Here is a 13,624-nt window from a genome sequence, read left to right on the forward strand (position 1 = left end):
GAGTCCACCGCGCGTCGCGCATCAAGCGCCCACACTTATCGGCTGTTAATTTTTAAAGATCGAGTCCGCATTCACTACCGAATCCGCACCGTGTCGCCCACCTGCGCAACCACCGGTACCGCTTCGTTCTGCGTCGCTGCATCAGCAGCAGAGAAACGAGATTATGAAGATCGACTGCCCCGCCGTCAACCCCCTTCTGCGAATTTTCTTTTGGGTAAGTACGAATCGACGCCAGAACTTGCATCCTTCCACGGCGCCCCTATATATAGCGAGGTAGCAAAATGTGTAGACACCATGTGAGGGCGCGCGACTTCATCTATAGTAGGAAGGCTGTCCGTCGGCGCGCCGCCCATAACGAGCATCCGCCCAGCGACCAATGGCACGCGAACAGGCCCGCGGCGAGAGCGCATCACAAAAGGTGTACGCACAATGAGCGCGAAGGCGCAAGGTCGTATATAATGCGAGCCGCGCGAATTTCGCACATTTCTATCGGCCCGCTTAGTGCGGGCTCATCTTTTTTGCTCCCCAGAGCACAGCCAAACAACCGCGTTGAGTCACTCAGGTGATGTTGAGCCATGCTCGAAACGCCTGACGGTAGCGTCTTGCGTCTCATAGCGAAGCCTCTAGAGGAGAATACGTGAACCCTTTTGATCGCGAAGATTCGCAACACGAAACTGCCGGATACACCCCAAAAGCGCCCGCTGGCCGTACAGCCAAGGGCAAAGGCGCTGGCAAAGCGATCCCCGTAGCGGCCGAACTGCCGCCGCAACAGGCTGAAGAGCGTCAGCGCCAGATGCGCGCGCTGATCCAGTTGGGCAAGGAGCAAGGCTACCTGACCCACGCGCAGATCAACGACCACCTGCCCGATAACTTCGCGCAAACCGCGGCGATCGACAGCATCGTCAGCGCGTTCAACGACATGGGCGTGCAGGTCTACGAGCAGGCTCCGGATGCGGAAACCCTGCTGCTCAACTCGAACGCCCCCGCCGTGGTGTCGGACGATCAGGCTGACGAGGAAACCGAAGTCGCGTTGTCGACCGTCGATTCCGAGTTCGGCCGTACGACCGACCCCGTGCGCATGTATATGCGCGAAATGGGCGCAACCGAGTTGCTGACCCGCGCAGGCGAAATCGCGATTGCGAAGCGCATTGAAGACGGTCTGCACGAAATGGTGCAGGCGATTGCCGCTTGCCCGCTCGCGATCTCCGCCATTCTGGCGAGCGCCCAACAGGTCGCGGACGGCGAACTGCGGATCGACGAACTGGTCGACGGTTTGAACGAAGACACCGCCGCCGCGGAAGACACCACTGCGGACGCCGCAGCGGACGTCGACGCCGACGCGAGCGACGATGTCGACAGCGATGACGAAGAAGACGACGACGCCGGCCCGGCCGACTCCTCGGCAGCAGACGAAGCACGTCTGAAGCAACTCACGAGCGATTGCCTCGAGATCTTCGCCCAGGTCGGCATCCTGTCCGATCAGATGAACGCCTCGCACACGCGCGGCGACGTCAGCTCGAAGGCTTACCTGCGCGCCCGCGAAGAGATCCAGCAGCACCTCGCGAAGATTCGCTTTACGGCTCGCACGATCGACCGCCTGTGCGGCGACGTGCAAAGCCAGGTCGCCCAGGTTCGCGCGATCGAACGCAACATCATGCAAATCGTCGTGACGAAGAGCGGCATGCCGCGCGAGCAGTTCATCGAATCGTTCAAGGGTCACGAAGCCGATCTCGGCTGGACCGAGCGTGCCGCACGCGGCTCGTCGTCGTTCGGCGCGGCGCTGGAGCGTCATCTGCCGGCCATCCAGTCGGAACAGCAGAAGCTGATCGACATCGAGGCAACCGTTTCGCTGCCGCTCAAGCATCTGAAAGAGATCAACCGTCAGATGGTTGCCGCCGAGTCGAAGATGCGCAAGGCCAAGAGCGAGATGATCGAGGCGAATCTGCGTCTCGTGATCTCGATCGCAAAGAAGTACGTCAACCGCGGCATGCTGTTCCTTGATCTGATCCAGGAAGGCAACATCGGTTTGATGAAGGCCGTGGACAAGTTCGAATACCGCCGTGGCTGGAAGTTCTCGACGTATGCCACCTGGTGGGTTCGTCAGGCCGTGACGCGTTCACTCGCCGATCAGGCTCGCACGATCCGCGTGCCGGTGCACATGATCGAAACGATCAACAAGCTCAACCGCATTTCGCGCGAGATCCTGCAACAGACCGGTCAGGAAGCCCATCCTTCGGTGCTGGCGGAGCGCATGGAACTGTCGGAAGAGAAAGTGCGCGGCATTCTGAAGATCGCCAAGCAGCCGGTGTCGATGGAAACGCCGGTGGGTGACGACGGCGACGCCACGCTCGGCGACATGATCGAAGATTCGGCAGCATCTTCGCCGGCTGATGCAGCGATGCAGGCCGACTTGCGCGCCGCCATCGACGACGCGCTCGACTCGCTGTCGCCGCGCGAAGCGAAGGTGCTACGCATGCGCTACGGCATCAACACGAAGTCGGACCACACGCTCGAAGAAGTCGGCAAGCAGTTCGACGTCACGCGCGAGCGGATTCGCCAGATCGAAAGCAAGGCCATGCGCAAGCTGATGCATCCGAGCCGCGCAGATCGCCTGAAGTCGTTCCTCGACCGTTAAGCAAGCGGTTGCGCTTGTCGTGCGCCATGCACGGCAAGCGCATGCCGTGCATATCGCCCAGCATTCGCCTAGGGCATCACAAACGTCTTCACGAGCGTCAGCTCGCCTGGCTTACGCATCGGCACCCGAATCGTTTCGCTCTTCTCATTGGGCGTATTCTCGTTCGTGATGATCGTCACCTGCGCGACGGTCATATCGCTGCCGCTATTCCCATTGCCGTAATAATTCACGTACACCAGATAGGTGCCCTTCAACGGCGCCGCCGACGAGTAGATCTCCGGCCCATAGCCGGTCGTCACGTCCACGTCGAGCGAGCCGCCATTCGGCGCAACACGGTCGCCGTACCAGGTGTGCACGCCGTCCGGCGAAACCACATGCAAGTCCAGATCGGTGCCATCGGTGTCCCATGCGAGCAACACGCGCAATTTCGGTTGGGTTTTACCGCTGTATGCGTCGTAAAACTGCACGCGCTTGCGTGAACCATCCGGCGCCCGCAGTTCGACACCGTTACTGCCGGACGGAAATGCGTAAGGCCGCGAGAACTTGCCGTCTTCCTCGATGCGCTGCGGCAACGGCGTACCGTTCACCACCAGCGTGCCCACCGTGGCGCCCTTCTTCTTCGGCGTGTTACGGATCTGCCCTTCGATCAGCGCGAACTTCGACTGGCCTTCCGGCGTCGTCACCGTCACGGCCGGATAATGCACGTCCTGCGTATAACGCTCGGTGTCGCCGCTCGTGTTGCGCCAGCCGTTCAACGGCGCGCCGAAGTCGATATCGCTCGCGTGCGCTAGCGTCGCAGCCTGCAAACAGGCGACGACAAGCATCATCCAGCCAGCCTTCGCCCAACCCGTTGTCTTGACCTTCATCGTCACTGCTCCCATCCCGCCCTCAGAGTCGCTCGCTTTTCACGAGCTGCAGGTCGCCGATCTTGCGCAGCGGCACGACCATTGTTTCACGCCGCTCGTTCGGCGTGTTTTCATTGAAAACCAGCGTCAACGTCGCGGTAATAACGTCGCGCTCGTGCGCGGCGGCGTCGAAGTTGTAGCCGGTCGAATCGAAATTGCCCCAATAGTTCAGAAAGAACAGCCACGTACCATGCTCGGGCGCCGCCGATGAAAATATGCCTGGCCCCGCACCGTCCACCGAATCGACGTCGAAGCCGCTGCCGTCTTCGAGCGTGGGATTGGCGAAGAACGCATGCAGGCCGCCCGGCGTGATCACGTGCAAATCCACCTGCGCTTTCGGGTCGTCCCACGTGACGATCGCGCGCAATTTCGCCTGCGGCTTGCTGTGATCGGCTTCGTAGAACTGCATGCGCTGGTGCTGTTTGCCGTCCGCGGAAATCAATTCGATGCTGTTCGAACCCGCCCCGAATGCCCACGGGCGCGCGAATGCGCCATCTTCGTCGGTATAGAGCGGCGTCGGGTTGCCGTTGACGACCAGCGTGGGCGGCTTGCGCGCGTGTTTGTCGATGTGCTTCAGGCGCCCTTCGATCAGCGTGCGGTAGCGTTGCGCACCACGGTCGACCGGCGGCCGGGGATAGGCCGCGACGAAGTGCTCGCCTTCGTTCGTCAATCCGCTGTGGCGCCAACCGCCGAATGCGCCGGTGAGATCGGCGAGCGCACCGCCATTACCGTCGGCGCCGGCAGCTTGCACATTGGTCGCCATACTCGCCGCCAGCACAGCCGAGACCAAGGCAACAGTCGCGGGAACTCGAACGTGGCGCATCACAGGAAGCGCGCGGAACTTAGCGGAAAGCGAGCGCGAGAGGGTATTCATTGAATGGGATTGTCCGTACGGATCAGCGTGCGAGCGGTACGTTCGACAAACGCTTCATCGAGGCCGCGCGGATGATGCTGGAACGCGAGGTGAATATATTCATGCGTCAGCGCGATACGGTCCTCTTCGGTCTGCAGACGATATACGTACACGCGATTGCGCTGCGCGTCCGCATAGGGCCGTCCTTCACGCACCTCGCACACCGCGGGCAGATCGGGGGTCTCGTAACCGGCTGCGCCGTCCATGCGCCGTGCCCACAACGGCGCGTTGCGCTGCAACCATTGCTGGGCCCCCGCCACCTGGATGCAATCACCGGACAGCGGACTCTCGAACGACGTCAAGGTTGCTTGCGGCCAGGTGCGCGACAGAATCGCGTCGAAAGTGAGACCGGTTTGCGCGGACGCCTTCGCGACAAGCCAGCTCATCTGACCGGGGGCGGCCTTGTCGTGGTGATACTGAACCGGCACGCCGGTGAGCACCAGCGCGTCGGTCAGATCGGCTGCACGGCGCGCCGCAGCGGTCGGCACGCGCGGCAGGACGCGCTGCGTGCTGCTGCTGTCGTCGATACGAAAGCAGCCGTGGTCGTGATTGCCATGTTGCACGACGTAGGAGCGCGCCGCCACCGCCAAAGCCTTCGCCGCTTCCGGCTGGCTCGTGTCGCCTTCCCGCTCGACCACCCGCGCGACGTAGTCGTTCATGCCGAAGCGGCCCACTATCTGCGGCGCACCGGCAGCGTCGCGATCGAGCCGCAGTTCGCCCTGGCTTTCCACCCGCGCCCAGTTGCCGTTGACGAAGCCGACCCGGAAATCGCCGCGCAACGGACCCTCGGGCACCGCTGCCGGCCCTTTATCGCCGAGCACCTCACGAATCGGATAACGGCTGAAGAAGTCGACCAGCACGCACGCGTTGTCGTCGGGCACGGTGATTTGCGTGAACAACGGCGCGATGCGCGGCGCGGCGGCCGCCAGCACCCGTGCGCTGCCGCCGGCGCCCCCTAGCCATACCGGCGTGCCATCGGCGAGCCAGCCTGCCGCACCACCGATCGAAGCACCGGGCCGCGCCGGGTCCGGCATGGTCCAGGTTTTGGCGCGCAGCACGCTGCCGTAGAGCGACACGGTGCCCTCACCGCGTCCGCTGGTCAGCACCGACACCAGCGTGCTCGACGCCGCTTCGCGTGGCCGTGACGGCATCGCCTGCAATGCGGCGAGCAGCTCGGTCACCGGCACGCGACGGGTGGGTGTCATCGCGTGGAGGTCGCGCAGCCAGACGGGTGCATGCGCGGCCGTCCAGTACTTGCGCCAATCGGCCGGATCGAGTTGCAGGCGCGCGGGTTCGAAAAAACGTCCGCACGATTGCACCAGCGCATGATCACGGTCGACGTGACCGCCTGTCATGCAGCAATACACTTCTTCAGGATCGCCGCCGTTGCAGACGTAGTCCGGCGTGGCGATATTGCGATCGACCAGATAACCATAGACGAACAGCTTCCACAAGCTGCCGAGCGGCGTCTCCAGCGTCGCCGGCAACGGACGTGCGGACTGCGGCGTGAGACCGTCCGCGGCGGCAGTCGCGGCGGCAGCGGCGTTGAATTGCCAAAGCTGCGATTGACCGTCGCGCAACCAGGCAAAGCGCAGCATCTGCGCAGCGGACCCGGTCGGCGACACGGACGGCAATGTACTCGCCGCAGCCGCGACCACAGCCGCACTCGCACCACTAAAAATGCCCCCCGCTCCCACCACGAGCGCAACCCGCAGCGTAACTGCCAGACGATCGCGCGAATGCCGAAGAGCGGAGAACACGGCGGCCTCGCTTACTGAATACGCAGGCTTGTTACGCGATCGCTCTTGCCGCCTTCGAACGCCTTGGCGTCCGGCTGATACATGCGGAAGTAGCGAGCCGGCGGCAACGCGAACGTGCCCGGCAACGCGAAGCGAACCAGTTGCCGCAGCGTCACCGGACGATCGAGCAAGGGCACCGGCTGGTGATAAGCCAGCTCACCCATCTCATACGACGCAGCACGCGCGAACGGCTGCGGACCGCTTGCGCCGTCCTTTGCGCCCGGCAATCCGTCGATCGACACGCCCCAGCTAGTCGCCTCGACATCGCCACCCGGCGGCAGCGGCACGTCGAGCAAACCGTAGTGGTAAGCGTTGCCCGAGCGCGGCGTGAGTGTGACTTCGTCGACGTACAGTGCATTGCTGTCGATCGCATCGCCTGACTTCACCAGACGCGCGGTAAATGCCGAGCGGCCCATTTGACTCGCGGCGTCTCCCTTCTTCGGATCGACCTTCACGTCGAGCGGTTCGAGCTTGTAGAAACGGCGTTCGACCGTGATGTTCAGGCGACTGTCCTCGCTCGTATGGCTGCGGAACGAAACCAGTGCGTTCACATCGGTGCGCGCGCCGCCCGCATCGAGCGTGGTGGGCAGTGCCGCGCCATTCCACTTCCAGAGGGGCGTGCCGGTCGACGTCACAGCGCGTGTCCAGCCCGCGCCTTGCAGCGATGGCAGCGAAGCCGGCGCCGTATCGCCGCCGAGCGCTTTACGCACCCACAGCAAGGTCAACGCGCGATCGAGCGTCGGGTAATCGGCGCTGCTTTTCGCAAGCAAGGCCGACGCATCGATCGCCGCGCCGCCGTCGCCGCCGGTCATGTAAAGCAGGCTCTGCACGAGCGGCGCAGGATCGTTCGCGAGAGCCGTACGCGCGGCACTCGCCGCGGCCTCGAAGCCATCGGGCAGTTGAGCATTCGAGCCGCGCGCGAGGTTGGCGATCAGCAACGTCGCCATCTGCTTGCCGCGCGGCGTATCAGGCTGCGCGAACACGATACTGTCCGACGCACCATAGGTGACGTTGGCCGACGGCGCTTTACCGTTAGCCGCTGCATCGCTCGTCAAATCCGCCGCGACGCCCGAAACCGGCGTGGCGACCGGCAGGCCCATCTGCTGCATGAACCACAGCGCCAGCGCGCGATGCAACAGCGGCTCTTTGGCGCCGGCGTCGCGATAGACGTCCATTGCGTGCTGCCAGTTGTCGGCAGGCAGCGTAATGCCGAGGCTGCGGCTCGCGAGCCAGTCCGCGTAGTACGCGTAGGCGGTAATCAACGCACTGCCGCCGGTCGTATCGCCCCACCAGCCGAACGTGCCGCCGACACCCGCCAGCATCGCTAGACGTTGACGCTGATTGCGCAAGAGCGCTTCGAGCCCCTGCGTCGAGCTTGCATTGTCGCCACGGCCAATCGCATCGTGAGCAAGCGCCAAAGGAATCAGGCGGCTCGAGGTCTGCTCGGCGCAACCGTACGGATAGTTGATCAGATCGTCGGCGACGCGCGCGAACTGGCTCGCTGCACTGCCGATGAAACGCACGCTGACGTCCTGTGCATCCGGCGGCAAATTGAGCGGCTTGTTCGAGCCGTCGAGCGCCACCGCGTTCTGATGCAGATCGAGCCAGCCGCTCGCGTCGAGCACGATAGTGGTCTGCAAGCGATCCACATCCTTACCCGCACGACGCAAGCTCGCGTCAACCAAACCGGCCTTCAACGCCCCTGTAGGCAGACGCAGATAGTTGGCGCCGCGCTTGAGCGTGACCTTCTGGTTCAACGAGAGTCCGCCGCCGTTGACCACCCACTCGGCGTCCACGTCCGCGTCGGTCTGATTGAAGGCGATCATGTCGATGGCCGGCTGATCGTTGACGCGGAAATGCGACGGTCCGCTCCACTTGAGATACAGCGCCTTATCCGAACGCACGTAAGCGGTGCGTTGGCCGACCATGCCGTCCGGCGCCGCCGCGCGCACGGTAACGCGCCAGCGGGCCAGCGAGTCCGGCATCCTGAACGTCATGGTCGCGTGACCGTTCGCGTCGGTCTTCAGCGTGCCTTCCCACGCTGCCGTGTCCTGATCGTCACGGCGCGGCCGTTCGAGCACCTTCACGCCGCGCTCGTTGTAGTTCGCGCGTTGCGGGCCACCGGGCGCGCCCTTCAACGGCGAGCGCGCCAGGTCGTACGTAATGAACGACAGGCTCGACGAGGTCCGCACGTTGTTACGGCGCGGATGATAGAAAAAGTCGACGATATTCGGCGCGATTTCCGGCTGCAATACGTAGACCATTTCATCGACCACGCTCACCGTCAGGTTCGCTGCTTCCGGTTTGCCGTTCAGCGTGCTGTCGAAATTCAGCGTGACCGTATCGCCCGGACCGTACACCGGCTTGTCGCTCTTCACGTTCAGTTCGATCTGCGGTTGCGCGACCACGATGCCCGCGTTCTGGAACACGTATTCGCCGGCATACACGTACAGCACCGAGAACGTCATGTTCGGTGCGAATTCTTCGCCGACCTTGATACGCGCCTTCCATTGCGAGGGCGCCACGCGTTGCAGTTGCAACCAGTCGCCGCCCGCTGTCAGCAACGCACGGTGTTCGACGTTGTCGCGCTCGAGCGTCAGGAGTGCATCGTTGACCGGCATCGGGAAGGTAATCAGTGCTTCGGCGGTATCGCCGATCCTGTACTTATCGCGATCGAACACGATCTCGACGCTGCCCGGAATCGCCTTCAGACCATCACCCGCCACCCAATGGCTCGTGGCCGCGAGCAGATTGCCCGTGTCGTCCTTGACGGACAGCGTGTATGAGCCCGGCTCATCGAATTGCACCGGGAACGACAGCTTGCCGCCTGCCGTCGCGCCCTTGAGTGCGCCTTCGCCGTGTGTCTGCGATTCGAGGCGCCTCCATTCCCATTTGGCCGGCGCATGCGACGCCGGATCGATCGTACCCAGCGCTTGCAAATCGAAATTGACCGCTTCCTTCGGCTGCGAGAACGACTTGGCCGTCGACAAGCGATAAGGCGTCGCGCCGCGCGCGATCAGCACTTCACGCGTGACACGCACTTTATAGGCCGCACCGTCCTGTGCAAACAGCGTCAACGCATAACGGCTTGGTTCTTTGGCGGCGGGCAGCGTGAGGCTCGCGTTGCCGTCGCTATCGGTCGTGAGTTCCTGCTGTTCCAGCTTGACTGGGAACAATCCGGCATAGCGCAGTTCACCGTCGACGATCGTCACTTTCTGCGCCCGCAGCGTGACGGACACCTTGCTGTCGCGCACGGGTTTGCCGTCCGGATAGCGCAACTGGATCTTGCCCTTCAGTTGCTCGCCCGTCGCATAGTCGGCTTTCTCCATCGACAGGTTGACGTCGAAATGCGGCTTCACATATTCGGCGACGCGAAATGCGCTGCCGTAGACATCGCCGTTGTAGTCGAAGCGCAGCGTATAGCCGCCCGCGGTGGCGTCGGCGGGCAGCGTGAAGGACACGTCCGCCCCCGTGTCGGAAGCAAAATGCGTCTTGCTGCTGGCCACCGGCGAACCGTTCGGGTCGAGCACGTCGAGCTTGATATCGGCCTCGGCAGGCGCGGTGGATTGCGTTGCGTTCTGGAACGTGCGGCCGATGAACTTCACATGCACCGCGTCGCCCGGCCGGTACATCGGGCGGTCGGTCACTGCGTAGATCTTGGTGTTGTAGATCTCGCTGTCGTAATAGAAATTCTCCGAGACGAACACGCCGCCTTGCGGATCAGTGCCGAGCACGTAGCTGCGCTCGGGGCTCACGTGTTGCAGCATTAGCGCGCCGTCGTTACCGGTCGCGCCGCTTTGCAGCACGCCGACGCCATCGGTCCAGCTCACGTCGGTGTTCGGCACCGGCTTGCCGTTATCTCGCCGTGCGGTCCAAACTAGCATGCCGCTCGACGCCGCTTTTACGACCGCGACCGTGTCCGACACGAACAGCAAGGTATGCGCGCGATAGTTGCCGATCACCGCCTCGACGATGTAAAGCCCAGGCGGCAGCTTGCCGACCGGAATCATTACGTTGCCCGAACTTGCTTCAATAAAGTTACTGCTGCTGCCCTCGAGATTGACGCCCTTCGGCGGCTCGATCACCTTCGCGTCCCAGATCGGATAGCGAAAGCGCGCGACCATGTCATAGCCTTTCAGCGGCGCGAACTGCGAGTTCTGACGGAATTGTGTCTGCTTGCCGGTCTGCTCACCGAGCTTGAATTGCGGCTCGGCCTGGGTCGCCTTGCTGCGTGTCGCGAACGAGAGCACGCGCTGCCAGGCGCGGCGTGCTTCGGTGAACCAGCGGTCCCACAGGTAAGCCAGCGTATTCGCCAGACCTTCACCCTGATAATTCGGCACGACGTTCAGACGATGCAGATTCTTCTGCGCCTTCAGAAAGTCCAACGGCTTCGGCACGCGATATACGACGATGTCCGCGCCGCCGTACGCCTGCAATGCGTCCTTAAACTCGCGGCCGGGCGCCTCAAGCCGCACCTGTGCCAACTGATCGCTGCCGAAGCTCGCATCCGAGAGCAGGAAGAACGGTTGTCCATCGACCTTCTGCGAGGCGAAGTTGCTTGGCGGCGCTGTTTGCAGCGTCGGATTCGCGGCGATATTGGTATCGGCGGCAGTGCTCGAAGCATCGTCGTCGGCATGGGCCGCCGGTGCGATGACAAGTGTCATGGCCGCAAAAAGCGCGACCAGCGCCACGCCCGCGCGACGTTGTAAGTTGCCGAGCCAGGCGCGCGACGCAGTGACGGATTGCATTCGGGTCATGGTGTCAGAAAGTCCAAACGAAACACGCCAACGAAATTCGGATTGCCGTCGAGCGGCTGCCAGCGGGAATCTTTCCATTGCATCAGGTCGGAGACGGCCACGGCGCGCAGACCGGTATCGGTCGGCGTAACGGTGCCTGTGTGATAAGCGATGTAGCGATCCAACCAGATCATCAGATGCTGGTCGTCGCCCTGGTCGAAGAACAGCAGGTCGCCGGGCAGCGCCTGATTCACGTCCTTCGAAACAAACCGGCTATTGCGTTGAATCAGCGCGATTGCCGACGCGTACGCGCCGGTGGAACCGTCGACCCGGGTCCAGCGATTGGCGATTGTGCGTTGCGATGCGGACAGTTGCAGTTCGGGCGGCATGCTGCTGGCGTCCGCGAGACTGGTCATGCCGTTGGCGCGCAGCCATTTACTGTCATGCGGCTTGAGTGTTTCGCCGACGGCAAACCGCACCAGCCCCGCGCAATCGCGTTGAGTCCAGCGCGGCGTGGGACCGCGGCGCATTTGCTGGTCGACGATACGCGTGAACCAGGCGCGAAACGCGGCGGATTGCTGCGGCGAAAGCGCGTCGGGGTCGGGCGACGCGGTGCTGCTGGCGAGAGCGGTTGCATAGGGCGAAAGGCTCGCCATGACGAGCGCCGACGCCACGCGTGCGAGCCACGCACGGCGCGCGGCGGCCCGCGAGCCGTGCACGTGCACGTGCGCGATTGCATGCGCGGCAGGCGCTTGCGCCACTACGCACGCATCCGTCGCGGATGCCACGTCACCGACGTGAAGGCGGCGCATTCAATCGCCCTCAGTGCCGGGTTGATCAGCAGGCGCATCAGCCGCACCGGCATCAGCAGCACCACCCGCACCCGCCTGCGCGCGATCGAACCACCACTCAACCGGAACCCAGCCCGTCGAACCCGGCAGGTTCTGCGGCAGCGTCAACGAAACCGGCGGGTAGTGAGCGAGCGCATGCAGCTTCGGCACGAGATGCGTGCGCGATGCATTGCGGAACACCGCCTCCTGATCCGCCGGCAGCGCCGCGCCCGTTTCGCGCTCGATCAACGCGGCCGCGGACGAAGGCGTCAGCGTCAGAATCGTGCGCGGCAGACGTTGCGGCGCGAGCGTGTCCGCGAGCGCCGGATAGCGCTTGTCGAGCACGGCGAGCGTGTCGTCGACCAGACGTGAATCGGGGGAGAAGATCAGGTAACCGTGCGCCAAAGCGAGTGTCACCGGGAAATAACGCTCCGCCGACAATTGCGATGCGAACGACGCCTTGCTGGACAAAGCCGTACCCGAGCGCGCACTGACCGGCCGTTGCCAGACCGTGACGCCCGCGCCCTGGTCGTGCTGCGTGACCGGCAAGCGGCGATAGCCCGAACCGGCGTCACCGGATTGGGCAGCCTTCGCCTCGTATGCGCCGATCACGTCGCCAAAGGTCTTGCCGAGCGACGCCTTCAGCGCGGCGCTGCTCGCCACGTCCTGTGTCTTCACGCGCGCGACGAACACCGGTGAGACCAGCGCGGACTTCGCGTACCAGCAGATGGCCGCGGGACCGGTGAGCTGATCGCCGATCGCGGCAGCGCCCTGCGCGCCGACGTCGGCCACCTTGCCCAACAGGCCCGAAGCCTCTTTCCAGTCGGCCGGCAAGCTCGTGCACGCCGCCGGATTAGCCGGCAACGCGCGCCACAAGTCGGCGCTATTCCACTCCTGGGGCAACTTGCCCGGCTCGATCAGCGCGGAAGTCTGCCAGTTCGCCGCGGCATTGCCGTTGGTCGAGAAATCGAAACGCAGCGCGTCAATGCCGGAGAAAAACGCCTGATAGCCAAACGACAAATAATTCGCCGACACCACCAGTCGGTGCCCCTTCGGCGCGTCGCCGGAGGCGTCGAGTCGATAGGCGCTCGCCGCATCGTCGCGGCCGGACGAAAGCATCTCTGACACAGCATCCGCCCGCTCGCCCAGCAAGCCGCCTTTCGGGTCGAGCAGCACGCCGGGGGCGGATATCACCACGAGGCGGTCGTCTTTCGTTGCGAAGAGAATCGTGCGGCCCACCGCCAGCTTCAACGCGTAGACCGGCACGTCACCGGAAAGCCTGGCCACCTGACTCAACTGCGAATCGCTCGCGGCAACATTGCCGAACCCTTGCACCAGCTTCGCCAGACCATTGCGGCGTATCGACATCACCCAGTAACCGAGGCGGCCGTCCGGCGAGCGCCATAGCAGCACGTGCGCCGGTTCGTCGAATACGCGGCGGATCAGTTCATCACGCCAGTCCAGTTGATGTTCGAATGCGAGCCGCCGCAGCGCGCCCTCCGTGGACAGCCGCGTGTCATTCGATTCGTAATAGTCGACGAAGTCCTGGGTCAGCACGTCGTGCAACAGCGGCACCCGCAGAATGTCGCGCGGCAAACGCGAGAGCGCTTCGCTGTCGATCACCGCATCCGGGTGATGAATATCGAGCACGATTTCGCTGTTCTCGGCGACTTTACGATGCGCGAATGGACGCCACACCGCCTGAATGACCACGCCGGCCACGACCAGAAGACCGGCTACCAGGATTGCAATCTTTTTACGCGACATCTTCATCTGATTTTTTCTGGTTCGATGCGACGGTATTAA

The 13,624-nt window shown here is 63.5% G+C and carries 8 protein-coding genes; 2 read left to right on the forward strand and 6 right to left on the reverse strand.

Annotated elements, in window-relative coordinates; translation table 11 throughout:
• Window positions 1-300: hypothetical protein (locus HWX91_RS40475; RefSeq protein WP_208459026.1), on the forward strand; the 300-nt coding region annotated here is incomplete at its 5' end.
• A 337-nt stretch (window positions 301-637) separates the two neighbouring features.
• Complete coding sequence (rpoD, locus tag HWX91_RS00005; protein WP_028196241.1) at window positions 638-2,635, forward strand: RNA polymerase sigma factor RpoD; 1,998 nt, start codon at window positions 638-640, stop codon at window positions 2,633-2,635.
• Between the two features lie 68 nt (window positions 2,636-2,703).
• Here the strand turns inward: rpoD and HWX91_RS00010 are convergent, their stop codons facing one another.
• From HWX91_RS00010 to HWX91_RS00035, 6 genes are all read right to left on the reverse strand, one after another.
• Entirely contained in the window at window positions 2,704-3,501 is a 798-nt protein-coding gene (locus HWX91_RS00010) for a YfaP family protein (RefSeq protein ID WP_028196240.1), read from the reverse strand.
• A 22-nt stretch (window positions 3,502-3,523) separates the two neighbouring features.
• Window positions 3,524-4,303, reverse strand: coding sequence for a YfaP family protein (locus HWX91_RS00015; RefSeq protein WP_042274795.1), 780 nt, complete (start codon window positions 4,301-4,303; stop codon window positions 3,524-3,526).
• Window positions 4,304-4,410: 107 nt separating this feature from the next.
• Window positions 4,411-6,213 carry a DUF2300 domain-containing protein gene (locus HWX91_RS00020; protein WP_028196238.1) on the reverse strand — a complete coding sequence of 601 codons (1,803 nt, stop codon included), beginning with the start codon at window positions 6,211-6,213 and terminating at the stop codon, window positions 4,411-4,413.
• Window positions 6,214-6,224: 11 nt separating this feature from the next.
• Entirely contained in the window at window positions 6,225-11,009 is a 4,785-nt protein-coding gene (locus tag HWX91_RS00025) for an alpha-2-macroglobulin family protein (protein ID WP_028196237.1), read from the reverse strand.
• Window positions 11,006-11,800: a DUF1175 domain-containing protein gene (locus tag HWX91_RS00030; RefSeq protein ID WP_221306735.1), complete on the reverse strand. Its 795-nt coding sequence runs from the start codon at window positions 11,798-11,800 to the stop codon at window positions 11,006-11,008. Before HWX91_RS00030 ends, HWX91_RS00025 begins: the two co-directional genes overlap by 4 nt.
• Window positions 11,801-13,591, reverse strand: coding sequence for a DUF2138 domain-containing protein (locus HWX91_RS00035; RefSeq protein ID WP_028196235.1), 1,791 nt, complete (start codon window positions 13,589-13,591; stop codon window positions 11,801-11,803).
• Between the last annotated feature and the right edge of the window lie 33 nt (window positions 13,592-13,624).

Origin of the sequence: Paraburkholderia fungorum (genome assembly GCF_902833645.1) — a bacterium.
GTDB lineage: Bacteria > Pseudomonadota > Gammaproteobacteria > Burkholderiales > Burkholderiaceae > Paraburkholderia > Paraburkholderia fungorum.